We start from the raw sequence: 21,530 nt of genomic DNA, 5'->3' as shown, positions 1-21,530 counted from the left end.
CAGACACGCAATTTCCCCCTTGACAGGTGCAGTTAACTTCACCACCATTCCGCTTAGAAATACACAGCGGAAACGGAATGAACGCCCAACGACGTACCACTGCGCTACGCACTGCCGAACAAGCCCGGCAGTGGCTCATCGACAACGGTCTGTCCGTAACCGCCTTCGCGGAGAAGCACGGACTGGACCGAAACGCCGTGAACAACGCTCTGCGCAGCACCAGCAAGTGCCGGATCGGCAAGACGCACGATGCTGCTGTCGCTCTCGGCATGAAAGCCGCCCCTGATTCTCACACAGATTCGCCTGTTTCCACCCGCGTTCGCACGGCCAAGAGCAGCACCGGCAAAGCCCCGGTTAACACGAAGGTCGCCAAGAAGGCAAAGAAGGCACGGGGTAAGGCATGAGCGCCGCAGTCGGACAGCGCGCTGTGTTCTGCTGCCCCGCCTGCAATGCTCGGCTGGTAAAGCGCACCAGTGCGTTGCAACACCCGTTCCTGCGTACTGACGCCTACGTCTGCCCGAACCCGATGTGCGGCGCTACCTACACCGGCAGTTCGGAATTGACCAATGTGGCAAGCCCCAGCGGCCTCCCCAGCGCCCCTGCCTGCGAACTGCCGCCGACGCCGTGGTATCAGCGAACGATGTTGCAGACGCGCTGGAAGCAGGACCAAGGCGAGCTGCAAACAGACTGGATCGACGCAATCGAATCCTGTCCGCCCGACGGCGATCAGCCCTCGGTCTGATCCAACTTTTCCCCTTCCACAACCAATGACCTGGCGCCATCCAGCGCCAGCAAGGGAGTGCTGCGCCTGTGATGCGCCACAAGACCCAATTTGACGGCTGGTCCTCGGCAATGGAGCCGAGCTTTGTCACCTCTCCAACGCGTGTCGAGTACGTGTCGTATGCGCAGAAGCAGCGCGACGCCGCCAAGCTTCACGACTTGGTGAAAGTCCATATCGCACGTGGCGGCGCCTATGAGGTGCTGCCTTCGCACACCGCTGCTCAGGTGTCCGCATGAACCTGTCCACAGCTGCAACTGATTCGCACATTTCTACTCAGATTTACTTGACTTCCTCACGGACGGGGCGCACTGTTTGCCGCACGGAGCGTAAGAACTCCAAGTCAGCGGTATCCGCGCCCGAGAGCATCGCGGTTTTTTTGCGCCTGCAATTCGTGCGCGCCGACGTTTTCCTGCGTCGGGAGGGCGGCAGCCATACAACACCCGCAAGGGGAAAACTGCCCGCCGGTCTGACTCCGGTTCTTACCCTCCCGACACCCTCGGTGCGACGCGTAAGAACGTCTCGCCGAGATTTCAATCTCAAGTCAGGAGACGTCCCCGTGTCCCACGGAGCCCCTTCCACGCCCGGCAACCCTGCCGCGCGTCAGCTTTCGCTCGCCTTCGGCCTGATCGCCGACACCCTCGAATGGCCCCACGATGCGTATCAGGCGTTCATTGCCCGCCTGCTCGCTATCGGCGTGTGCCCGCTCGCGATCACCCTGGGCGACGTACTCGCCGCCTACAACGCCACCTGTGACGCCGACGGCCGCGCGCCGGGCACCGACGACAAGGCGGTGCACTGATGGCGCCTCCTTCCAACGTCACCATTCCAGAGCCTTGCCTGCGGCCGGTCATCGTGCTGGAAACGCAGATCCCTGGCTTCGGCCTGCGCGCATCCTTCGACCAGCACAAGATTCTGTTTCTGGCCTTGATACACATCGAGTCGGACACCGCAGCGACCTTCACCGCGCAGCACTCACGCAACGTGATGCGAGCCGCTACCGGGGGAATCCAGATCGGAACCGTCGTCTACCTGCTCGCCAAGGGTGAGGCCGAGCGCTTCTTCCAGTGGCTGCGCACAGGCGAGAGCTACCCCGGCGGGGTGAACTGATGGCCCGCAACAAAGGGCATACGCCTGTGCTGCCCGGTCCGGTGGATCGCGGCGATCAGGTCATCAGCCTTGCCGACTACCTGCGCCTATGCCGTATCGCCGCAGCTGCCGAACTGCTGGCCAAACTGCCCAGCGAGGCCGCGAAAATGCTGGAGATCGAGGCCGATCACACCTCAGCCGTAGCTCAATACATGGCCGAAGACCTCACCGCGATCCTCGGCCGGTCCCGCCCCGCTGTCGAGTAACACCACCCCCGATCCCGGCAGCGCGCCAACGCCGCCGGGGTTGGTCAGGAGAGAACCATGCAAAACCACCGCACCGCCGCTCTCGCGGCGAACGAAGGCTGAGCCGCATGCAAGAAGAAATCCGCCAACAGGTACTGTCGCGCGTACAGCGCGACTATGGCCTCAAGCACCGCAGCGGCACCCCGTACATGCGCGGGGGCAAGTGCCCCCACTGCGGCAAGAAGGAGCTATACACCAGCTACGAGAAGCCTTGGGTTCTGCGCTGCGGCCGACAGGCCAAGTGCGGCCAAGAGGTGCGCGTGCGCGACCTCTACGACGACCTGTTCGATGACTACTCCAAGGCCAACCCGCAGACGCCGCAGGCGCCGCATGCAGCAGCCGATGCGTACCTGGCCACCGCCCGCGGATTCAGCGTCAAGCCGTTGAAGGGTCTCTACACCCAAGAGGACTACTACGACCGCGCAAAGCGCCAGGGCACGGCCACGGTCCGCTTCCCCTTGGTGAAGGGAGGCTGGTGGGAACGTCTGATCGACCGCCCCCACCGGTTCGGCAAGATGAAGGCCCGTTTTGCGCCGGGAGAGAGCTACGCGGGGGTGTGGTGGGGCGCGGCCGCTCAGGACCAACTGCGCACCGCCCGCGAAGTCTGGATCGTGGAGGGCATCTTCGACGCCATTGCCCTCCTGCAGCGCGGCATCTGCGCCGTTGCGGCCATGTCGAGCAACGCCTATCCAGAGCAATCCCTCAAGGAACTGAAAGCCGCGCGACCGGGCGATCTGCCGGTGCTGGTGTGGGGATTGGACAACGAGCCGGGCGCCCGCGCCTACACCGTCAAGCACGCGCGCCGGGCGGAGAAGCTGGGCTATCGGTGCATGGCTGCACAGATCGAGCAGGTAGGCGACAAGAAAACCGACTGGAACGATCTGCACTTGCGCGCACAGGCGGCAGAGGACGGCGACGCACAGTGGCAGGCTGACCTCGACCTGGCACGCCACAACGGCGCCGTGCTGATGGCGCGCACGGCAGTGGATAAGGGGCTGGTCATCTATCAGCGTGAGCAGAAGACCGAGTTCCACATCGAGTTCGCCTCGCGCCTGTTCTGGTTCGAGTTCGACGCGGTGCGCTTCGACAAGATGATGCGGGAGAAAAACCCCGATGATGAAGAGGGAGCGGTCAGCGAAGAGACCGAAGCCAAGATCCGGCGCGCCTGTGCGTCGGTGCAGCAGATCGCCAACTGCTACCCCGAAGCCCTCTACTTCCAACGCCACGAAGCTACCGACGAAAGCTGGTACTACTTCCGTGTTGACTTCCCCCACGACGCACCGTCGGTCAAAGGCACCTTCACCGGCGCTCAGGTGGCCAGCGCTACCGAGTTCAAGAAGCGAATCATCAGCCTTGCGCAGGGCGCCGTGTTCAGCGGCAGCGGCCAGCAGCTGGACCGGATGATGGAAGACCAGCTGTTCAACATCAAAAAGGTCGATACGGTCGATTTCGTCGGCTACAGCCCTGACCACAAGGCGTACATCTTCCCCGACCTGGCCGTGCGTGCCGGCGAGGTGACCCTCGCTAATGCCGAGGACTATTTCGAGTTCAACAAGCTGCGCATCAAAACCACACAGAGGTCTATCCGCATGGACATTCAACGCGATCACGAAAACTACTCCACCGACTGGCTCGGCTGGCTCTGGACGTGCTTCGGCACGCACGGCATTGTTGCGCTCACGTTCTGGTTTGGCTCGCTGTACGCCAATCAGATCCGCAGCAGTCACAAGTCCTTCCCGTTCTTGGAAGCCACGGGCGAGGCCGGCGCAGGCAAGACCACGCTGCTCAACTTCCTGTGGAAGCTGCTGGCCCGTGCGGACCATGAAGGCTTCGACCCTGCGAAGTCCACGAAGGCCGGTCGCGCCCGTGCCATGGGGCAGATTTCCGGCATGCCCATCGTGCTGCTGGAAGCCGACCGCAGCGACAGCGGCGATAAGGCACACGCCAAGTCGTTCGAGTGGGACGAACTGAAGGACTACTACGGCGGCGGCACCCTGGCCACGCGCGGCGTGCGCAACGGCGGCAACGAAACCTACGAACCGCCGTTCCAAGGAACCATCGTCATCAGCCAGAATGCGCCGGTCGATGGCAGCGAGGCCATCCTGACGCGCATCGTCAAGCTGCACTTCAAGAAGCCGACCGCAACGACCGAGAGCCGGCAGGCCGCCGACAACCTCAATGCACTTCCCGTCGAGAAGCTGAGCTACTTCCTGCTCGCAGCGCTCAAGGCGGAAACCGCCGTGATGGAGAAGTTCGCCGAGCGCGTGCGCTTCTACGAAGCCAGGTTGCGCGAGGAAAAGGAGCTGCGTGTCGAACGCATCATCAAGAACCATGCGCAGATGCTCGCACTGCTCGATGCACTGCGGCTGGTGGTGAACCTGCCCGAGAACATGGTGCGTGATACGCGGGACGCCCTGGTCAAGATGGCCACCGAACGTCAGGACGCCATCGGCGCCGATCACCGCATCGTCTCCGAATTCTGGGATGCGTTCGAGTACATCGAGATGCAAGCCAGTGGCGACAGGCGCAGCGTGCTGAACCATTCGCGCGAAGAAAGCCGTATCGCCATCAACCTCAACGAGTTCATTCAGAAGGCCGGCTACTTCGGTCAGCAGGTGCCCGACATTGGCGACCTGCGCCGGCTGCTGGTCGAGTCGAAGCGCCACAAGTTCATCAGCGCCAATACAGCCGTGAACAGCGCGATTCGTTCCACCCAAACGACCAGCACAACCGTGAAGTGCTGGGTGTTCCAGAAGTAAGACCCGCAGCAAAACCAAAGGCCCGGCGGGGAGTGCGCCAACACCGCCCCCAAGGCCATCCACCAACGAAGTTCAGGAGAGAACCATGCAACAGATGACAGGCAAAGCCATGACCACCCTCGCAAAGTCGCTGGATTCCAGCACCGGACCCGGAGCGGAGGCTATCACGGGTGTGCGTAACCGTGTGAATGCTGGTAACTGCGGCGAATCCGAAGCCAGCGCAACCATCACCCTGCACGTCACCCACAACCGCGTGATCGCCACGGCGATGCTGAACATGGGATCGGCCAAGGTCGCGCAGTGCGTGTTCGAGCGCCGGAAAGGGAGCAGGAAGGGCTGGGAACTGGTGAAGGGGACCGACTTCAACGACGAAACCAGCTGGATCTCGCCGGAGCTTGCCGACCTGGCCAGCCGCGTGCCCTTCCCCTACGAGGTGGCCAACATGCTACCCGGCAAGCGGGCTACGGCCGCTGCCGTAGCGCAGGCGGCGCAGGAGGTGGCCAATGGCTGATTTCGTCGCCCTGTTGGCCATGTGCGTGCTGCTGCCGGTCGCCGGCGCCACCACGCTCAAGATGTGGCAGACGCGCCCGCCTCGGCGCCGTCATAGCGGCTTGGCCGTGGGCCAGATCCCGCAGCCGCTGCGCCGCCGTGCCCCCATGGCCGTGCGCCGGGGGGTGGCCCATGTCTGAACGGATGAGCCATGACCCCGGCAGGCACTGCCCGGACTGCGGCCAGAACGGCGTCCTCGACTTCTCGAACGTTCCCGCTTCGGTGCGGACATACACCCGTGACGACGGCAACTATGCGGACCACAACGGCCCCTCCCGCGACTACGAGTGCCGCGACTGCGGTGCTTCATTCACCCTCACCGGTTGGGAGGAATCCCGTGGTTGATATCGACACCGCCCGCCGGTTCCTCGCCGATGAGTTCGAGAGCGCCGGCCTACCTCACGTCGCCGGGGGCATCCTGGCCGGCACCAGCCCGTTTGGCCAGGGCGCGTACATCACCGCTGTTGCAGCCGCGCTGGCAGCGCCCTGTGCGGCCTGCGGCTGCGCGAAGGAGGCCACCCATGGGTAAGCGCCAGATGATTGCGGTGTGGTTCTCCTGCGGCGCCGCGAGCGCCGTAGCGGCGAAGCTGACGCTGGACCGCTACGCCTCGACCCATGAGGTCCGCATCGTGAACAACCCCGTGGCCAACGAAGATCCCGACAACCTGCGCTTTGCCCGCGATGTGGCGGCATGGCTGGGGGTGGAGGTCGAGACGGCCATCAATTCCAAGTTTCCCACCTGCGACGCCGTGGACGTGTGGGAGAAGGAGCGTTACATGGCCGGTGTCGCCGGTGCCCCCTGCACCCGCGCACTCAAGAAGCGGGCACGCCAGGAATGGGAGCTGATCCACAAGCCTGACTTCCACGTCCTCGGCTTCACTGTGGAAGAGCGCGCACGCCATGACCGGTTCGTTCGCGGCGAGCGCGAGAACGTGCTGCCGGTGCTGATCGACGCGGGCTTGAGCAAGCCGGACTGCGCCGCTTTGCTGCTGTCCGCCGGCATTGCGTTGCCGGCCGTCTATCTGCGCGGCTACCCCAATGCAAACTGCATTGGCTGTGTGAAGTCGCAGTCGCCGACCTACTGGAACCACGTGCGTCAGCACGACCCGAAGGTGTTCGCCGAGCGCGCCGAGCAGTCGCGCCGGCTGGGCGCTCGGCTGGTAAAGGTGAAGGGCCAGCGGATATTCCTCGACCAGCTGCAGATCACCGACAAGGGCGGCTCCATGAAGTCGCTGAACTTCGATTGCGGGATCTTCTGCGAAGAACCTCCGCATCACATCGTTTCCAGCCGCAGGGAGGCTCAGGCATGAAGGTTGCCGACTTGTTCGCCGGTGCCGGCGGGTTCACAGAGGGCGCAGAGCAGGCGGGATGCGAGGTGGTGTGGGCAGCCAATCATTGGCCAGCCGCCGTAGCCACACACGCGGCGAACCATCCTCGCGCCAAGCACGTCTGCCAAGACTTGCAGCAGGCCGATTGGACCCAGATGCCCCATTGCGACCTCCTGCTGGCCTCGCCCGCGTGCCAAGGACACACCCCTGCGCGCGGCAAGGAGCGTCCGCACCATGACGCCACTCGCTCGACCGCATGGGCCGTCGTCTCTGCGCTGGAGTGCAACTCGCCCGAGGCCGCGTTGGTGGAGAACGTTCCCGCCTTCCTAAAGTGGAAGCTGTTCCCCGCCTGGTGTGCAGCGGTGCATGCCCTAGGCTATGCGATCAGTCCGCACTTGGTGGACGCTGCTGACTTCGGCGTTCCGCAGCATCGCGTGCGCGTCTTGGTCCTGCTGACCAAGAGCAAGCATCCCTTGGAACTGAAGCTCCCAAAGCTGCCTCATGTACCCGCCAGCAGCTTCATTGACTTCAACGCCGGCACATGGTCCCCGATTGAGCGCCCCGGCCGTGCCGCCGCCACGATTGCCCGTGTACGTGCTGGACGTGCCGCTTTCGGCGAGCGATTCGTGGCGCCCTACTTCGGCACCGGCTCTGGCCTGACCGGCCGATCACTGGATCGGCCCATCGGTACGATCACCACGCGTGACCGTTGGGCGGTGATTAGCGGGGACCACATGCGCATGGTTTCGGTGGATGAAGCAAAGATCGCCATGGGCTTTCCCGAGCGCTACTTGCTGCCCTCGAACAAGAAGGACGGGATGCAAATGATGGGCAACGCAGTTTGCCCACCCAAGGCTTGCCAGTTCATTCAAGCATTGAGGGCCGCCGCATGACGCAGCAGCAGAAGACTCCGCCCCGCCCGCTGCCGGCGTGCCCGTCCGGCCACCCGGCCCGCTACATCCTTGACGGACGACGGCTGGAAGCACGCGGCGGTCATTTCATTGAATGCCGCTGCAGCCGCACGGCGAAATGCCCCACGTTCGACCTGGCCTGGGCGCACTGGCACAAGCAGCACGGACTCCAAGCGGCGGTCCCATCCTGCCCTGCCGCCGGCAGCAACGTGGTGCAGCTGGGGCTGCGGTGGGCGGGTGGTGACGCATGACTCCGCACGGATTCGGTACGTTCTGGCTGCTCTACGGCCAGTTCGGAGCAACGATGACCATCGAACAGCTGCGGACTACCTATTTCCCCACCGCGAAGCTCAAGACGATGGCCAACAAGCACACGGCGGGCCTGCTGCCACCACGGGTTGGCGACGTATACGACACGCGCGACGTTGCCAGTTGGTGGGATGACCAACGAAACACCCGCGCAGCCTAGAAACGACAAGGGCCGCCCAATGGGCGGCCCTTTGCGTTCGGCCGGACGGCTGCCGCTCGTCAAGTTTCCGATTCACTAAATAGGTGTGCAAGTCCCCAACCATAGGAGAAACGACATGCACATCCAAATCGGCGGTACCCACGTCACGAACAACTTCAACATCAGCAACAGCGACCATGTCGCCGTGAGCCTGCCTAGCACCAGCCCACCCCCGCAGCGCCCACCGACGTCGCCGAATTGGGCAGTGCTAGCGGTCCAGGCGACCATCGCCATCGCAGGAGCCGCTAAGGCACTTGCCCCGTTCCTAGGGCTGGTGGGCGGCTGAGCCGCCCCGCCCCTTCGGGGGCGCTACGGCCGAGCTGCCGCACCAATGGTGTACCACCCCGCCCTAAAGCCTTGTCCTGCTTAGCTGTCGCTCCGATCCATCATCGGGGCAACGGACAGGCGCAGGGAATCGGCGTAACGGGCGGTGGCGGACGTCATCGGGGTGTTGATCGTGGAAACTGGCATTGCCAGTGAGATCAATAGTTTACACCGGGTGGCTGAATGGCAGCGGGTGGCGCCGGGATACCGCTTCGGCGCCCCGGCCCGAGGGCCGTCCGCACGCCGGGCGGCGCCCACCCGCAATGACGGGCAACCGGTCACAGTTGTCGCGATTCGTTGACGACGACGAAATATTGACGCCGTTATAGTCCAGCGCTCGCAATGGATTGGACGTGTGGAGCAGATGATGCAGCACAAGCGTTTGAGCAGGACCCTGGCCACCGCGCTGGCCGTCGCCACCCTGGCCATCGGAACGGCAACCGCAGCACCGGCGGCCACCGGGCTGAGCCCGACCTTCACCACCTGCCGTGACAAGGCGCAGGGTGCGGTCGAGCAGGCCGCCTGCCTGACCTCGGAAAGCGCGCGCCAGGACCAGCGCCTGAACCAGGCCTACCGCCAGTTGCAGGCAAAGCTGAGTGGCGCGAAGAAGACCAAGCTGGTGAATGCCCAGCGCGCGTGGCTGCAGTCGCGCAGCCGCGATGGTGAACTGGATACCGCGCTCTACGACGATTCGCAGCCCGGCAACCTGCAGGGCGAGCTGAACGATGTGATGCGCCTGAGCGCGCGCGCCGACCAGCTGCAGAAGTATCTCCAGCTGCTGGACTGACCCATGAGGGGCAGACCCTCTGACTGCACAAGGATGTAAGACATGCCAACCAACATCGATACCCACGATCTCGATGCCACCTCCGGCGCCGTGTATTTCGCCGTCGGCCGTGGCACCGAAGGTGGCCCCGCCTCCTACCATCTGGCCATCGCCGGCATCACCCAGGGCGTGACCGAACCGCACTGGGGCACGGTGAACAAAGTCGCGCAGAACAGCGGTTACAGCCTGGGCGCGATCCAGGTCGACTTCGGCCAGCGTGGCGAATGGGCACTGGGCGCCATCGACGGCCACGCACTGAAGGCGGGTGAGACGACCTATGTCGACGCCGTGATCGATCAGGCCAGCAGCTATGCCAAGGCGCACAACCTGCCCTTCACCCAGGACCACGCCGACCTGCGCCGCGACCTGCTCAGCCACGGCAATGGCCTGAGCGGGCGCAGCTCGATCCAGTTCATCGATACCAGCACACGCGACAGCATCAACGCCTGGGCCGGTTCGGCCGAGGGCAAGCAGTGGATCCACGCCAACATCGACTACCCGCAGGTGCGCAACGCCACCCGGATCGGCATGACGATGGTGGACGCGCACGGCAGCGGCATCGCCGAGGAAAACCGCTTCGAAGCGATCAGCCTGATCGCCAAGACCGCCAACCAGTTGCCCAGCCAGCTGCCCAAGCTGCAGAAGGTGCTGGAAGAAGGCGGTGACTACGAGGCGCTGCGCGCCAAGGCCGGGCAGATCCGCGAAACCTACCAGTACTTCGATGCGCCCAAGGCCGGCGACATCGCCGTGCGCTATGAGGACGCGTATGCCAACAACAAGGACGCAATGGACCGCGCCCATGCCAAGGTCAGCAGCCGCGACTACTCGCCTGCCGGTGAGCACAACGACGCCGATATCCAGGTGGCGCTGGGCCAGATCGGCGCACCGCGCCAGCAGGCCGGTTCGCAGACGTTGAAGGAAGGGTCCAGCGGCCGTGACGTGCTGAAGCTGGAAAGCAACCTGGTCACGCTGGGCCATGCCAGTGCTGACGGCCAGCAGACGCTGAATCCGGACCGGCGCTTCGATGCCACTACCCGCAAGGCGGTGGAAGACTTCCAGCGCGCACACAATCTGGACCCGGTGGACGGCAAGGCCGGCCCGGCCACGCTGGCCGCGATCGACCGCGACGCGCGCGAACTGCAGGGCAACCTGGCCGCGCTGGGGCTGACCGATGCCAAGGGCCAGGCCATCGGCAGCGACGGCTATCTGGGCGGCGGCAGCCGCCACGCGATCAACACCTTCCAGCAGCAGCATGGCCTGCCTGCGACTGGCATCGCCGATGCGGAAACCCGCCAGGCGCTGGCCAATGAAGTGCGGCAGCGTGCGCAGGGACAGGGCAACACCCCGGAACAGCAGGCAGCGGCCGAGCCAGCGCGCGAGACGGTGTACCCGATGTCCGACCCGCGCAGCCCACAGAACTGGCTGTACACCGAAACCCTGGTGCAGGTGAAGTTCGCCGAGGAAGCGCGTGGCCTGCCCTCCGGCGAGCACAGCGAGAAGCTGGCCGCTGCGCTTACCGTGGAAGCTGCGCGCGCCGGCCTGAACCGGGTTGATCGCGTTGAGCTGAACCAGGATGGCTCGATGGCGCGCGCGGTGCAGGCCAATGCACTGCACGACGAAAGCGCGTTGAACCGCAATACCGCGCCGGTATCAACCGCTGACGCGATGCGCCAGAGCGTGCAGGAGAACAGCGAGCGGGCGTTGCAGGTGAGCGATCAGCAGCGCGAGCAGCAGAAGATCGACCAGCAGACCCAGCAGCACGGGCCGCGGGCCATGATGGCGTGAGGGATGCAGGCCCACGGGCCTGCTGTCGTCATTCGCGCGCTCCCACTGGTCCGCCTGAGGCAGACCAGTGGGGTCGAGCACGGTGCGTCGATGATCGTCGCGGATGCCAATTGAACCATGTATCCTTATGGATACTGTGGATGAATGGCGATTCTCCAGGCAACAGAAACATTCACGCGATGGCTGCGCGGACTCAACGACAGCAGGGCCCGCGGCGTGATCGTGGAGCGCCTGCAGCGCGTCGCCCGCGGTCTCGAGGGAGATGTTCGATCAGTGGGTCATGGCGTGAGCGAACTGCGAATCAACCATGGGCCGGGATATCGCGTGTATTTCACGCGTCGCGGGAGATCCATCGTCGTGCTCCTGCACGGTGGCGACAAGTCGAGCCAGCGTCGCGATATCGAAAAAGCGGTCAGGCTCGCGGAGCTGCTGTAGCCACCATTTGATTCCATGCCGTTCCCAGGACTCTCCCCATGAGCAAGCTGAAGACGATTCCCTTCGACCCCGCCGACTATCTGGCTGATGACGTCGCAATCGCCACCTATCTGAGCGAGGCGTTGGCAGCAGGTGATGCGGGCCACTTCCAGGAGGCGCTCGGAACAGTGGCGCGCGCCCGCGGCATGGGCGGCGTTGCCGAGGTGTCCGGTCTTGGACGCGAGAGCCTGTACAAGGCGCTGCGCCCCGGAGCACACCCACGCTTCGATACCGTGCAACGTGTGCTGTCAGCGCTTGGGGTGCACCTGATCGTGCAGGCCGGCAAGGCCTGACCGCGACCGCTTCATTCGCCGGGCGTGGCCCGGCGCTACCCGGGCCAGGTGACCGCTTCAGTGCCCGCCGCCGCGCGCTTCCACCTGCTCGATCAATGTCTGGCAGGCCGCATTGAGGCCCACCATCGTCACCTCCGCACCATGCGCGGCCAGCTTTTCCTGCGCGCGTTCCAAGGCGGCCACGGCAGTCAGGTCCCACAGGTGGTCATCATCGATTCGAGCGGGCCGACCACGGCCAGCGTGGCCGACACCGGCAACAGGATGCGCAGCGTTTCCCAGGATGCCGGCGATGAAGGCAATGGAGAACGCGGGTTGACGCCGGCGATGAGCGAGAGGGCGATAGCCTCGGGAATCAGCGGCAGGACGACGACGATGCCGGGCAGCAGAAGGCAGCGGAGCATGGCGCCGCTCTACAATCGGGTCATGCCTACCGATCGCCCGCAGTTCTTCGACCCCGCCACCGAACAGGGCGTGCTGCGCCTGTCGATCGCCGCTTCGCTGCTGCTGGCCGCGGCGGCGGTGGTGTTCGGCCTGCTCGCCAATTCGTCATTGATCATCTTCGACGGCATCTACGGCCTGATCGACGTGGTGATGACCTGGCTGTCGCTGCTGGTGGCACGGCTGATCGCGCTGTCCACACAGACCGACGCCCTGCAATCGCGGCTCAACCAGCGCTTCACCATGGGCTTCTGGCACCTGGAACCGATCGTGCTGGGGGTCAGCGGCACGCTGATGATCGGTGCGGCACTGTATGCCCTGGTCAATGCGGTGGATGCACTGATGTCCGGGGGCCGCCACATTGCGCTGGGCCCGGCCATCGCCTTTGCCGGGCTGTCGATCGTGGGCGAAGGCGCACTGGCGTGGTTCATCCTGCGCGCCAACCGCCGCATCGGCTCGGAGTTCATCGCGCTGGATGCAAAGAACTGGGTGATCGCGGCCAGCATGTCGGCCTGCTACCTGCTGGCCTTCCTCGGCGGCGTGCTGGTGCAGGGCACCTCGTGGGCCTGGGTCGGGCCGTACATCGACCCGGCCATCCTCGCCTTCGTCTGCGTGCTGGTGATGATCGCCCCGCTCGGCACCGTACGCCGGGCGCTGGCCGGCATCCTGCTGGTGACGCCGCCGGAACTGCAGGCCCACGTGGATGCGGTGGCGCGCGGCATCGTCGCCAGGCATGGCTTCGTCGAGCACCGCAGCTACGTGGCGCAGGTGGGGCGTGGCGAGCAGATCGAGTTGTTCTTCGTGGTGCGCGAGGACGACCCGCCGCGGCCGCTGGTGGAATGGGACCAGCTGCGTGATGAGATCGGCGATGCACTGGGCGAGGCTTCGCCGGACCGCTGGCTGACCATCATGTTCACCACCGACCGCGAATGGACGATCTAGGCCCGCAGGACGATCAATCAAGTTTTTCGTACGCATTGCAACCCAACGTACGCGGAAACCGGGCAAAGTAGGCTCCAACGCAACACCCACCCACCGACCAGGAGCATCCCGATGTCCATCGAAAAGGTTCTGTACACCGCCCAGGCCACCTCCACCGGCGGCCGTGAAGGCCGTTCCGTGTCCTCCGACAACGTGCTGGACATCCAGCTGTCGACCCCGCGCGAGCTGGGCGGCGCCGGCGGCCCGGGCACCAACCCGGAGCAGCTGTTCGCCGCGGGCTACTCGGCCTGCTTCCTGGGCGCGCTGAAGTTCGTGGCCGGCCAGGCCAAGGTCGCGCTGCCGGCCGACACCACCGTCACCGGCAAGGTCGGCATCGGCCAGATCCCGACCGGCTTCGGCATCGAAGCCGAGCTGACCATCAACGTGCCGGGCGTGCCGCGCGAGCAGGTGGAAGAACTGGTGCAGAAGGCGCACATCGTCTGCCCGTACTCCAATGCCACCCGCGGCAACATCGACGTGACGTTGATCGTTGCCTGATGCAACGCGGGGTCGGCCGGGGTCGGATCCCTTTGCCAACGGCAAAGGGCTCTGACCCCAGCACAGGATCTCAGGGGTCAGAGCCTTTTCGCGTTGCGAAAGGGATCCGACCCAAAAAAAAAATGGGCGGATGCCGGTCGAAACCGGGCGTCCGCCCATCCCACCTCGGATGGGCCCCGGCACGCGACCGGGGACGCATTCGCTTGCGTAGCGCCGAGCCCATGCTCTGCTGATCCGTCCGACGCTGAGACATCCGGCGGAAAAGCAGCCGAGCATGGGCTCGGCTCTACAGAATCCGGGGGGCGCCATCCATACGGAGGAAAGGCGCGCCGCAGACCGGTTACTTCTCGCTCGTGATGAGCTGCACGACGCTGGAGAAATCCAGCTTGCCGCGGCCGGCCTGGTGGTTCATCGAGTACAGGTTGCGGGCCACTTCGCCCAGCGGAATCGAGGCGCCGACACTCATCGCCGCTTCCACCGCCAGACCCATGTCCTTCAGCATCAGGTCACTGCCGAAACCGCCGCTGTAGCCGCGCGAGGCCGGCGCATTCTCCAGCACGCCCGGCCACGGGTTGCACACTTCGGTGGCCCAGCTGCGGCCCGTGCTGACCGCCATCATCTGCGACAGCACCTTCGGGTCCAGCCCGTGCGCCACGCCGAGCGCAATGGCTTCACCGGTCACCGCCATGATCACGCCCAGTGCCATGTTGTTGCACAGCTTGGCGACCTGACCGGCGCCGCTGGCGCCCACGTGGAAGATGTTCTTGCCCATCGCCTGCAGCACCGGGCGCGCGCGTTCCAGCGCGTCCTCTTCACCACCGACGATGAAGGTCAATGTGCCGGCCTGGGCACCGGCGGTACCGCCGGACACCGGCGCGTCGATCATCTGCAGGCCGCGCGCGGCGGCGGCTTCAGAAACCTTGCGTGCGCTGGCCGGGGCGATGGTGCTGCAGTCGATGACCAGTGCACCGGCGGGAATCGCGGCGAGAATGCCGTCGTCGCCCAGGTACACGCCTTCGACGTGGCGGCTGGCCGGCAGCATCGAGATCACCACTTCGGCATCGGCCAGGGTTTCGCGTGCCGACGCGGCCGCGCTGGCACCGGCGTCGACGGCGGCCTGCACTGCGGCCGGGACCAGATCGAACACGCGCACGGTGTGGCCGTTCTTGACCAGATTGGCGGCCATCGGGCCACCCATGTTGCCCAACCCAATGAATGCAATGCGGCTCATGCCAGGCTCCTTTCAGCGACGGGGGTGCCCAGGTCGGCCAGCGGATGCGCGGCATCGGCCCAGGGCGAAGCGAAGAACGTATCGGCCCACGCGGTGTCGGCCTCGGCCAGGCTGGCCGGGTTCCACTGCGGGTTGCGGTCCTTGTCGATCAGCAGCGCGCGGATGCCTTCGGCGAAATCGCCGTGGGCGGCGCAATGCAGCGCGGTGATGTACTCCAGACGATAGACACTGGCCAGATCCTGGCCGGCGCTGCGGCGCTGCAGTTCAAAGGCCAGCCGCGCCGAGCCCGGCGCACCAGCAGCGAGGGTCTTCTGTGCCGCCTGCAGCCAGGCATCGTCGGTCTGCAGGCCACTGATGCGATCGATGATGGCGGCAAGGTCATCGCCCTCGCACAGCCCGTCGACCTGCGCGGCATTGGCCAGCAGCGGACCGGTGGCGGCATCGCTGGCGTGGGACTGCAGCAGATGGCTGAGGCGTTCGTGGTTGTGTGCGGCATCGCCCGACCAGGCCACCTGCAGCAGCGCATCGAACACCGCGCTGCGGCGTTCTTCAGCCACGTGCACATCGGCCAGACCGGCATAGATGGCATCACCCGGGTTGAGCAGGGCGCCGGTCAGGGCCAGGAACAGGCCGCCCTTGCCGGGCACGCGCGGCAGCAGCCAGCTGCCACCGACATCGGGGAACAGGCCGACGGTGATTTCCGGGAAGGCCAGCTTGGAGCGCTCGCTGACCACGCGATGGCTGGCGCCGGACATCAGGCCGATGCCGCCGCCCATCACGATGCCGTGGCCCCAGCACAGGATCGGCTTGGCGTAGGTGTGGATGAGGTAATCGACGCGGTATTCGACGTCGAAGAACTCGGCCGCGTAGTCGTTCTCGCGGATGTCGCTGCGGCCGGCCTCGCGGAAGGCGACCATGCTCTGGTACAGGCTGTGCAGGTCGCCGCCGGCGCAGAACGCCTTTTCGCCAGCACCCTGCAGCACCACCATGGCGATGCCGCCGTCGTCGGCCCAGGCGTTCAACTGCTTCAGCAGCAGGTGCGCCATCGGCAGCGAGAAACCATTGAGCGTACGCGGCGCGTTGAGCGTGGCGATGCCGATGCGGGTGCCGTTGCCGGCCACGCGCTCTTCGAACAGCACCGGAGCGTCGTCGGCAGCGGTGTCGGTGCTCATGCGTTCTTCCACTGCGCGGTGCGCTTTTCCAGGAAGGCAGTCACGCCCTCGACCTGGTCGGCGGTGTCGAACAGGTCGACGAAGGCTTCGCGCTCGGCCACCAGCGCCGAGGCGTGGGTGCCGGTGCGGGTGGACTGCACCAGGGTCTTGCAGGCGGCGATGCTGGTCGGGCTCTGCTTGCCGGCCTTCTTCGCCCATTCCAGCGCCAGTGCCTTGGATTCGCCCTTGCCAACCTTTTCTTCGGCCAAGCCAATGCGCAGTGCGGTCTCGGCGTTGATGCGCTCGCCCAGCAGGATCATGCGCTTGGCCCATCCCTCGCCCACCAGGCGCGGCAGGTTCTGGGTGCCACCGGCGCACGGCAACAGGCCGACGGTGGCCTCCGGCAGCGCGACTTGGGCGTGGTCTTCGATGATGCGCAGGTCGCAGGCCAGCGCGCATTCCAGGCCACCGCCCATGGCGTAGCCGTTGATCGCGGCGATCGACACACCACGGAAACCGGACAGCGCTTCGAAGGCTTCACCGAAACGGCGCGCGGCTTCACGTGCAGCGGCCTTGTCGCCGGAGGCGAACTGGTTGAGGTCGGCGCCGGCAGAGAAGAACTTCTCGCCGTCACCGGTGATCACCAGCGCGTAGATCCCGCGGTCTGCGTTGAGCGCGCCCACCAGGTCGCGCAGCGCCGACAGGCTGTGCACGGTCCAGGTATGTGCCGGCGGGTTGTTCAGGGTGACCACGGCGGTGTGGCCGTCGGCCTCGACCTTCAGGCCCACGTGCTCCTGGGTACGCCAATCCTTCATCGCAGTTCCTCTTCGGTGTTGAGCAGGTGACGGGCAACGATCACCCGCATGATCTCGTTGGTGCCTTCCAGGATCTGGTGCACGCGACAGTCACGCAGCAGGCGCTCGATCGGGTATTCGCGGATGTAGCCGTAGCCACCATGGATCTGCAGCGCTTCGTTGCAGACGTTGAAACCGGCATCGGTGGCGAAGCGCTTGGCCATCGCGCACCAGACATTGGCATCGCTGGCACCGGCATCGAGCTTGCGCGCGGCGGTGTGCACCATCTGCCGGGCGGCCACCAGCTGGGTGACCATGTCGGCCAGCTTGAACTGCAGCGCCTGGAACTCGGCCAGCGCCTTGCCGAACTGGCGGCGCTCGCCCATATAGCGGCGTGCGGCATCCAGCGCGCCCTGCGCGGCACCCAGCGAGCAGGCGGCGATGTTGATGCGGCCGCCGTCCAGCCCCTTCATCGCCAGCTTGAAGCCGCCACCTTCCTCTCCCAGAAGGTGGCTGACCGGCACGCGGACGTTTTCGAAGGTGATGCCACGGGTGGGCTGGCTGTTCCAGCCCATCTTCTCTTCCTTGCGGCCGAAGCTGATGCCCGGCAGGTCCGACGGCACTGCAATGGCGCTGACGCCACCTGCACCGACACCGCCGGTACGCGCCATCACCACCAGCAGCTCGGTGGCACCAGCGCCGGAAATGAAGGCCTTGGAGCCGTTCAGCACGAAGTGATCACCATCGCGCACCGCCGTGGTCTTCAGCGAGGCCGCATCGGAACCGGCACCCGGCTCGGTCAGGCAGTACGAGGCCAGCTTGATGCCCGAGGACAGGTCGGTGCCCCACGCATCGCGCAGTGCCGGCTGGCCCCACTTGGACACCATCCACGAGGCCATGTTGTGGATGCTGATGTAGGCCGCGGTCGACGGATCGACGTTGGCGAGCTCCTCGATGACGACGGCGGCGTCCAGTCGGCTCAGGCCGCTGCCGCCCACTTCCGGGTCCATGTACAGACCGCAGAAGCCCAGTTCACCGGCCTTGGCGATCGCCTCGCGCGGAAAGATGCCCTCCGCATCCCATCGCGCGGCGTGCGGTGCCAGTTCGGCCTGTGCGAAGTCGCGCGCGGCCTCGCGGTACGCCTGCTGCGCTTCTTCCAGTTCCGTCGTCATCGAGTGGCTCATGGCTGCTCCTGCCGTTACTTCAGGCTGATCGTGGTGTTGACGCCGTGGCTGAGCGTCTCGTCATCGAACCAGCGCGCGGTGACCGTCTTGGTCTGGGTGTAGAACAGCACCACCTGCTTGCCGTACGGGCCCAGGTCGCCCAGCTTGGAGGCGCGCGAACCGGTGAACGAGAACAGCGGCACCGGCACCGGGATGGGCACGTTGATGCCGACCTGGCCGACGTCGATGTCTTCCTGGAACTTGCGGGCGGCCGCGCCGGACTGGGTGAACAGCGCGGTGCCGTTGCCGTTCGGGTTGCTGTTGACCATCGCGATGGCGTCTTCCAGCGTCTCTGCTTCGAGGATGACCAGCACCGGCCCGAAGATTTCTTCCTGGTAGATGCGCATGTCGGTGGTGACACCGGCAAAGATGGTCGGGCCGACGAAGTTACCCTTCTCGAAGCCATCGACCTGCGGCTTGCGGCCGTCGAGCACCAGCTGGGCGCCCTGCTCCACGCCCGAGGCGATCAGGCCTTCCACGCGCTCGCGGGCGCTGCAGGAAATGACCGGGCCGACATCGGTACCGGCGACGGTGCCGCCGCTGACCTTCAGGGTCTTGGCCTTGGCCACCAGGTCCTGCACCCAGTTGCGTGCTTCACCGACCAGCACCAGGGTGGAGGCGGCCATGCAACGCTGGCCAGCGGCACCGAACGCAGCACCGACCATCGCGTTGAGGGTCTGTTCCTTGTTGGCGTCCGGCAGCACCACGGCGTGGTTCTTGGCGCCCATCATGCACTGCACGCGCTTGCCGGCCAGCGAGGCGCGGTTGTAGACATGGGTGCCGACGCGGGTGGAACCGACGAACGACACGGCCTTGATGTCCGGATGGTCGCAGATCGCGTTGACCACTTCTTCGCCGCCATGCACCACGTTCAGCACGCCCTTCGGAATGCCGGCTTCCAGCGCCAGTTCAACCAGGCGCATGGTGACCATCGGGTCCTGCTCGGACGGCTTGAGGATGAAGGTGTTGCCGGTGGCGATCGCCATCGGGAACATCCACAGCGGGATCATCGCCGGGAAGTTGAACGGGGTGATGCCGGCGCACACGCCCAGCGGCTGCATGATCGTGTAGGTATCCACGCCATTGGCCACGTTGTTGGCCAGCTCGCCCAACTGCAGGTTGCCGATGGCAGCGGCATGCTCGACCACTTCCAGGCCGCGGAACACATCGCCTTCGGCGTCCGGCAGGGTCTTGCCCTGCTCGGCGGTGAGGATGTGGGCCAGCTCGCTCATGTTCTCGCGGATCAGCTGCTGGTACTTCAGGAAGATGCGCGCGCGGGTGCCGATCGGGGTCTTGCGCCAGGTCTTGAAGGCTTCCTTGGCGGCGGCGACGGCGGCGTCCACTTCGCCGGTGGTGGCGAACGGCACCTTGGCCAGCACGTCCTGGGTGGCCGGATTGATCACGTCCTGCCAGTGGGAGGTGGCCGATTCGATGAACTGGCCATCGATCAGCATGCGGATACGGGGCGCTGCAACAGTCATGACGACAATCCCACGGGCTCGAAAGATGCTTGGCATTATTCACAGCACCCACCTCGATTTCCGGGCTGAATCCGCTTAATCTGGCCAACACGCCAGACGATTCATGTTAATTCTGTGAATTATTCAGCCACCCAGCGACAACTTGGCCTGCGCCTGCTGCGGCTGCGCGAGCAGCGCGGCTACAGCCAGGCCGACCTGGCACGAGCGCTGGGGTTGTCGGCCAGCTACCTGAACCAGATCGAGCGCAACAAGCGCCCGCTGACGCCGGCGGTGCAGAAGAAGCTGGGTGAGGTGTTGGGCGACGTTTCGTCACTGTTCGACGAGGATGAACCCGCTGCCCTGCAGGAGGCGCTGGGCGAGACCTTGCGCGACCTGGGCCTGGCGGAGGTGAGCGCGACCGAACTGCGCGCACTGGCCGGCAACCTGCCGCAGGTCAGCCGCGCCCTGCTGGACCTGCACCGCCGCCACCTGGCTCTGCGCGAACATGCCGCTGCCCTGGAATTCCAGCTGGGCGAGCCGGGTGCCGGCAGCACCCTGCCCGCCGGTGACCAGGTGCGCGAGTTCTTCAACCGCATGCACAACCACATCCCCGAGCTGGACGAACTGGCCGAGCGCCTGTTCGCCGAGTGGGGGTTGTCGCCCGGGCACGTGGCGCCGCGCCTGCGCCAGCTGCTGGCCGATCGCCACGGGGTGCTGGTGGAAGTGGCCGCGCTGCAGGCCGGGCGCGAGAAGCGCCAGTACGACGCCGGTACCCGCCGGCTGTGGCTGCCGGACTACCTGGAGCCGGGCCAGCAGGCGTTCCAGATGGCCGCCGAACTGGCCCTGCACGGCTACCTGCCACAGATCGATGCGGTGGTGGCGCGTGCCGGTTTCAGCGATGACGCGCGCATCGCGCAGGCGCGTATCGGTCTTTCAAACTACTTCGCCGGTGCGCTGGTGATGCCGTACCTGCGCTTCCTGCGCGCCGCCGAGGCCAGCAGCTACGACATCGAACTGCTGGCGCACCAGTTCGGCGTCGGCTTCGAAGCGGTCTGCCACCGGCTGAGCACGCTGGCGCGGCGCAGCGCGCCTGGCCTGCCGTTCTTCTTCATCCGCGTGGACCGCGCCGGCAATGTGTCCAAGCGCCACTCGGCCACCGACTTCCACTTCTCGCAGGTGGGCGGCTCGTGCCCGCTGTGGATCGTCTACGAGGCGTTCAACCAGCCCGGGCGCATCCTCACCCAGACTGCGCGCATGCCCGATGGCCGCCGACATTTCTGGCTGGCACGGCAGGTCAGCAGCGGGCCGGTCGGGCATGGGCAGCCACGCAAGACGTTTGCGGTGGCACTGGGCTGCGATCTTCAGCATGCCGAACGGCTGGTGTACTCGCTGGGGCTGGACGTGCAGAGCCCGGGCAATTCGGTGTCGATCGGGCCGGGCTGCCGGGTGTGCCCGCGCGAGGACTGCATGCAGCGTGCGTTCGCGCAGTTGCCGGGGCGGTAGGGTTGGTTCGGCAGGGCTGCGCCCTGCACCTGCTTCAATCCAAGGCAACAGCAAAAGCAACAGCGGGCTTTCCGTGGGATGGCGGGGTGGGGGGGGGGGGGGGGGGGGGGGGGGGCGGCCCCCCCGCGGGGGGGGGGGGGGGGGGGGGCGCCCGGCCCCCCCCCCCCCCCCCCCCCCCCCCCCCCCCCCCCCCCCCACCCCCCCCCGCACCCAAAACAACAAAAAGAGTGCGCTTGATGGGTTGTTTCTTAAATAAATAAAAACCCACACCAAAAATAACATATTTTAATTTTTTTTTTCGCTCCATATATAAAAAACACTA

The 21,530-nt window shown here is 65.6% G+C and carries 26 protein-coding genes and 1 pseudogene; 20 read left to right on the top strand and 7 right to left on the bottom strand.

Annotated features, from left to right (window positions below; all coding sequences use genetic code 11):
- The first annotated feature begins 77 nt into the window (after positions 1 to 77).
- From QRO91_RS06855 to QRO91_RS06775, 17 genes are all read left to right on the top strand, one after another.
- On the top strand, positions 78 to 404 hold the full coding sequence (locus tag QRO91_RS06855; protein WP_285310331.1) for a DNA-binding protein: 327 nt from the start codon (positions 78 to 80) through the stop codon (positions 402 to 404).
- Positions 401 to 742, top strand: a complete 342-nt coding sequence (locus QRO91_RS06850) for an ogr/Delta-like zinc finger family protein (RefSeq protein ID WP_285310330.1) — start codon at positions 401 to 403, stop codon at positions 740 to 742. The genes QRO91_RS06855 and QRO91_RS06850 overlap by 4 nt, the downstream gene beginning before the upstream one ends.
- Before the next feature lie 71 nt (positions 743 to 813).
- Entirely contained in the window at positions 814 to 1,017 is a 204-nt protein-coding gene (locus QRO91_RS06845) for a hypothetical protein (RefSeq protein WP_285310329.1), read from the top strand.
- Between the two features lie 320 nt (positions 1,018 to 1,337).
- Entirely contained in the window at positions 1,338 to 1,580 is a 243-nt protein-coding gene (locus tag QRO91_RS06840; protein WP_049449414.1) for a hypothetical protein, read from the top strand.
- Positions 1,580 to 1,888, top strand: a complete 309-nt coding sequence (locus QRO91_RS06835; RefSeq protein ID WP_285310328.1) for a hypothetical protein — start codon at positions 1,580 to 1,582, stop codon at positions 1,886 to 1,888. The genes QRO91_RS06840 and QRO91_RS06835 overlap by 1 nt, the downstream gene beginning before the upstream one ends.
- Positions 1,888 to 2,133 (top strand): hypothetical protein, encoded by a 246-nt coding sequence (locus QRO91_RS06830; RefSeq protein ID WP_285310327.1) that lies wholly within the window; start codon positions 1,888 to 1,890, stop codon positions 2,131 to 2,133. The genes QRO91_RS06835 and QRO91_RS06830 overlap by 1 nt, the downstream gene beginning before the upstream one ends.
- A gap of 107 nt (positions 2,134 to 2,240) precedes the next feature.
- Entirely contained in the window at positions 2,241 to 4,931 is a 2,691-nt protein-coding gene (locus QRO91_RS06825; RefSeq protein WP_285310326.1) for a toprim domain-containing protein, read from the top strand.
- A gap of 109 nt (positions 4,932 to 5,040) precedes the next feature.
- Entirely contained in the window at positions 5,041 to 5,442 is a 402-nt protein-coding gene (locus tag QRO91_RS06820; protein WP_285310325.1) for a hypothetical protein, read from the top strand.
- Positions 5,435 to 5,620, top strand: coding sequence for a hypothetical protein (locus QRO91_RS06815; RefSeq protein WP_285310324.1), 186 nt, complete (start codon positions 5,435 to 5,437; stop codon positions 5,618 to 5,620). Before QRO91_RS06820 ends, QRO91_RS06815 begins: the two co-directional genes overlap by 8 nt.
- A gap of 197 nt (positions 5,621 to 5,817) precedes the next feature.
- Positions 5,818 to 6,009 carry a hypothetical protein gene (locus QRO91_RS06810; RefSeq protein WP_285310323.1) on the top strand — a complete coding sequence of 64 codons (192 nt, stop codon included), beginning with the start codon at positions 5,818 to 5,820 and terminating at the stop codon, positions 6,007 to 6,009.
- Positions 6,002 to 6,790 (top strand): hypothetical protein, encoded by a 789-nt coding sequence (locus tag QRO91_RS06805; protein ID WP_285310322.1) that lies wholly within the window; start codon positions 6,002 to 6,004, stop codon positions 6,788 to 6,790. Before QRO91_RS06810 ends, QRO91_RS06805 begins: the two co-directional genes overlap by 8 nt.
- Positions 6,787 to 7,701, top strand: a complete 915-nt coding sequence (locus QRO91_RS06800) for a DNA cytosine methyltransferase (RefSeq protein WP_285310321.1) — start codon at positions 6,787 to 6,789, stop codon at positions 7,699 to 7,701. Before QRO91_RS06805 ends, QRO91_RS06800 begins: the two co-directional genes overlap by 4 nt.
- Positions 7,702 to 7,966: 265 nt before the next feature.
- On the top strand, positions 7,967 to 8,188 hold the full coding sequence (locus QRO91_RS06795; RefSeq protein ID WP_285310320.1) for a hypothetical protein: 222 nt from the start codon (positions 7,967 to 7,969) through the stop codon (positions 8,186 to 8,188).
- A 730-nt stretch (positions 8,189 to 8,918) separates the two neighbouring features.
- Complete coding sequence (locus tag QRO91_RS06790; protein ID WP_239503727.1) at positions 8,919 to 9,338, top strand: lysozyme inhibitor LprI family protein; 420 nt, start codon at positions 8,919 to 8,921, stop codon at positions 9,336 to 9,338.
- Positions 9,339 to 9,380: 42 nt separating this feature from the next.
- Entirely contained in the window at positions 9,381 to 11,162 is a 1,782-nt protein-coding gene (locus QRO91_RS06785) for a peptidoglycan-binding protein (protein ID WP_049431376.1), read from the top strand.
- Between the two features lie 144 nt (positions 11,163 to 11,306).
- Positions 11,307 to 11,597: a type II toxin-antitoxin system RelE/ParE family toxin gene (locus tag QRO91_RS06780; protein WP_049431373.1), complete on the top strand. Its 291-nt coding sequence runs from the start codon at positions 11,307 to 11,309 to the stop codon at positions 11,595 to 11,597.
- Positions 11,598 to 11,635: 38 nt separating this feature from the next.
- Positions 11,636 to 11,929: an addiction module antidote protein gene (locus tag QRO91_RS06775; RefSeq protein ID WP_049431370.1), complete on the top strand. Its 294-nt coding sequence runs from the start codon at positions 11,636 to 11,638 to the stop codon at positions 11,927 to 11,929.
- 57 nt (positions 11,930 to 11,986) lie between these two features.
- Here the strand turns inward: QRO91_RS06775 and QRO91_RS06770 are convergent.
- Both QRO91_RS06770 and QRO91_RS06765 read right to left on the bottom strand, forming a co-directional pair.
- Positions 11,987 to 12,154 (bottom strand): annotated as a pseudogene (locus QRO91_RS06770) (sodium-independent anion transporter); the annotation flags it as partial.
- Entirely contained in the window at positions 12,118 to 12,330 is a 213-nt protein-coding gene (locus QRO91_RS06765) for a hypothetical protein (RefSeq protein ID WP_049431367.1), read from the bottom strand. The gene QRO91_RS06765 and the pseudogene QRO91_RS06770, both read right to left, overlap by 37 nt.
- On the opposite strand from QRO91_RS06765, the gene QRO91_RS06760 reads away from it, so the two are divergent.
- Entirely contained in the window at positions 12,329 to 13,309 is a 981-nt protein-coding gene (locus tag QRO91_RS06760; protein WP_049431365.1) for a cation diffusion facilitator family transporter, read from the top strand. The genes QRO91_RS06765 and QRO91_RS06760 overlap by 2 nt on opposite strands.
- 111 nt (positions 13,310 to 13,420) lie before the next feature.
- Positions 13,421 to 13,846 carry an organic hydroperoxide resistance protein gene (locus QRO91_RS06755; RefSeq protein WP_004153735.1) on the top strand — a complete coding sequence of 142 codons (426 nt, stop codon included), beginning with the start codon at positions 13,421 to 13,423 and terminating at the stop codon, positions 13,844 to 13,846.
- Positions 13,847 to 14,186: 340 nt separating this feature from the next.
- Here the strand turns inward: QRO91_RS06755 and mmsB are convergent, their stop codons facing one another.
- The 5 genes from mmsB to QRO91_RS06730 are packed head-to-tail and all read right to left on the bottom strand — an operon-like array spanning position 14,187 to position 19,726.
- Entirely contained in the window at positions 14,187 to 15,077 is an 891-nt protein-coding gene (gene mmsB, locus QRO91_RS06750) for a 3-hydroxyisobutyrate dehydrogenase (RefSeq protein WP_004136647.1), read from the bottom strand.
- A complete protein-coding gene (locus QRO91_RS06745) occupies positions 15,074 to 16,249 on the bottom strand; it encodes an enoyl-CoA hydratase/isomerase family protein (protein WP_049431361.1) in 1,176 nt (391 codons plus the stop codon). Before QRO91_RS06745 ends, mmsB begins: the two co-directional genes overlap by 4 nt.
- Positions 16,246 to 17,043 carry an enoyl-CoA hydratase gene (locus QRO91_RS06740; protein ID WP_197619896.1) on the bottom strand — a complete coding sequence of 266 codons (798 nt, stop codon included), beginning with the start codon at positions 17,041 to 17,043 and terminating at the stop codon, positions 16,246 to 16,248. Before QRO91_RS06740 ends, QRO91_RS06745 begins: the two co-directional genes overlap by 4 nt.
- Complete coding sequence (locus QRO91_RS06735; RefSeq protein WP_049431356.1) at positions 17,040 to 18,206, bottom strand: acyl-CoA dehydrogenase family protein; 1,167 nt, start codon at positions 18,204 to 18,206, stop codon at positions 17,040 to 17,042. The genes QRO91_RS06740 and QRO91_RS06735 overlap by 4 nt, the downstream gene beginning before the upstream one ends.
- 14 nt (positions 18,207 to 18,220) lie before the next feature.
- Positions 18,221 to 19,726: a CoA-acylating methylmalonate-semialdehyde dehydrogenase gene (locus tag QRO91_RS06730; RefSeq protein ID WP_049431353.1), complete on the bottom strand. Its 1,506-nt coding sequence runs from the start codon at positions 19,724 to 19,726 to the stop codon at positions 18,221 to 18,223.
- A 114-nt stretch (positions 19,727 to 19,840) separates the two neighbouring features.
- Here QRO91_RS06730 and QRO91_RS06725 point away from each other — a divergent pair, with 114 nt between their 5' ends.
- Positions 19,841 to 21,208, top strand: a complete 1,368-nt coding sequence (locus tag QRO91_RS06725) for a short-chain fatty acyl-CoA regulator family protein (protein ID WP_049431349.1) — start codon at positions 19,841 to 19,843, stop codon at positions 21,206 to 21,208.
- The last annotated feature ends 322 nt before the right edge of the window (positions 21,209 to 21,530 follow it).

The sequence above is a fragment of the Stenotrophomonas maltophilia group sp. Smal32 genome, assembly GCF_030237085.1.
In the GTDB taxonomy this organism is placed as follows: domain Bacteria; phylum Pseudomonadota; class Gammaproteobacteria; order Xanthomonadales; family Xanthomonadaceae; genus Stenotrophomonas; species Stenotrophomonas maltophilia_Q.
The sequence above is the reverse complement of the archived record's forward strand: the minus strand, read 5'-3'. Positions and strand labels throughout refer to the sequence as shown.

What these genes read in the sequence shown, in the direction of transcription:
- QRO91_RS06855 (WP_285310331.1), top strand. Translation starts at nt 78, where the DNA reads ATGAACGCCCAACGACGTACCACTGCGCTACGCACTGCCGAACAAGCC.
- QRO91_RS06850 (WP_285310330.1), top strand. Translation starts at nt 401, where the DNA reads ATGAGCGCCGCAGTCGGACAGCGCGCTGTGTTCTGCTGCCCCGCCTGC.
- QRO91_RS06845 (WP_285310329.1), top strand. Translation starts at nt 814, where the DNA reads ATGCGCCACAAGACCCAATTTGACGGCTGGTCCTCGGCAATGGAGCCG.
- QRO91_RS06835 (WP_285310328.1), top strand. Translation starts at nt 1,580, where the DNA reads ATGGCGCCTCCTTCCAACGTCACCATTCCAGAGCCTTGCCTGCGGCCG.
- QRO91_RS06830 (WP_285310327.1), top strand. Translation starts at nt 1,888, where the DNA reads ATGGCCCGCAACAAAGGGCATACGCCTGTGCTGCCCGGTCCGGTGGAT.
- QRO91_RS06825 (WP_285310326.1), top strand. Translation starts at nt 2,241, where the DNA reads ATGCAAGAAGAAATCCGCCAACAGGTACTGTCGCGCGTACAGCGCGAC.
- QRO91_RS06820 (WP_285310325.1), top strand. Translation starts at nt 5,041, where the DNA reads ATGACCACCCTCGCAAAGTCGCTGGATTCCAGCACCGGACCCGGAGCG.
- QRO91_RS06815 (WP_285310324.1), top strand. Translation starts at nt 5,435, where the DNA reads ATGGCTGATTTCGTCGCCCTGTTGGCCATGTGCGTGCTGCTGCCGGTC.
- QRO91_RS06805 (WP_285310322.1), top strand. Translation starts at nt 6,002, where the DNA reads ATGGGTAAGCGCCAGATGATTGCGGTGTGGTTCTCCTGCGGCGCCGCG.
- QRO91_RS06800 (WP_285310321.1), top strand. Translation starts at nt 6,787, where the DNA reads ATGAAGGTTGCCGACTTGTTCGCCGGTGCCGGCGGGTTCACAGAGGGC.
- QRO91_RS06795 (WP_285310320.1), top strand. Translation starts at nt 7,967, where the DNA reads ATGACTCCGCACGGATTCGGTACGTTCTGGCTGCTCTACGGCCAGTTC.
- QRO91_RS06790 (WP_239503727.1), top strand. Translation starts at nt 8,919, where the DNA reads ATGCAGCACAAGCGTTTGAGCAGGACCCTGGCCACCGCGCTGGCCGTC.
- QRO91_RS06785 (WP_049431376.1), top strand. Translation starts at nt 9,381, where the DNA reads ATGCCAACCAACATCGATACCCACGATCTCGATGCCACCTCCGGCGCC.
- QRO91_RS06780 (WP_049431373.1), top strand. Translation starts at nt 11,307, where the DNA reads ATGGCGATTCTCCAGGCAACAGAAACATTCACGCGATGGCTGCGCGGA.
- QRO91_RS06775 (WP_049431370.1), top strand. Translation starts at nt 11,636, where the DNA reads ATGAGCAAGCTGAAGACGATTCCCTTCGACCCCGCCGACTATCTGGCT.
- QRO91_RS06760 (WP_049431365.1), top strand. Translation starts at nt 12,329, where the DNA reads ATGGCGCCGCTCTACAATCGGGTCATGCCTACCGATCGCCCGCAGTTC.
- QRO91_RS06765 (WP_049431367.1), bottom strand. Translation starts at nt 12,330, where the DNA reads ATGCTCCGCTGCCTTCTGCTGCCCGGCATCGTCGTCGTCCTGCCGCTG.
- QRO91_RS06755 (WP_004153735.1), top strand. Translation starts at nt 13,421, where the DNA reads ATGTCCATCGAAAAGGTTCTGTACACCGCCCAGGCCACCTCCACCGGC.
- mmsB (WP_004136647.1), bottom strand. Translation starts at nt 15,077, where the DNA reads ATGAGCCGCATTGCATTCATTGGGTTGGGCAACATGGGTGGCCCGATG.
- QRO91_RS06745 (WP_049431361.1), bottom strand. Translation starts at nt 16,249, where the DNA reads ATGAGCACCGACACCGCTGCCGACGACGCTCCGGTGCTGTTCGAAGAG.
- QRO91_RS06740 (WP_197619896.1), bottom strand. Translation starts at nt 17,043, where the DNA reads ATGAAGGATTGGCGTACCCAGGAGCACGTGGGCCTGAAGGTCGAGGCC.
- QRO91_RS06735 (WP_049431356.1), bottom strand. Translation starts at nt 18,206, where the DNA reads ATGAGCCACTCGATGACGACGGAACTGGAAGAAGCGCAGCAGGCGTAC.
- QRO91_RS06730 (WP_049431353.1), bottom strand. Translation starts at nt 19,726, where the DNA reads ATGACTGTTGCAGCGCCCCGTATCCGCATGCTGATCGATGGCCAGTTC.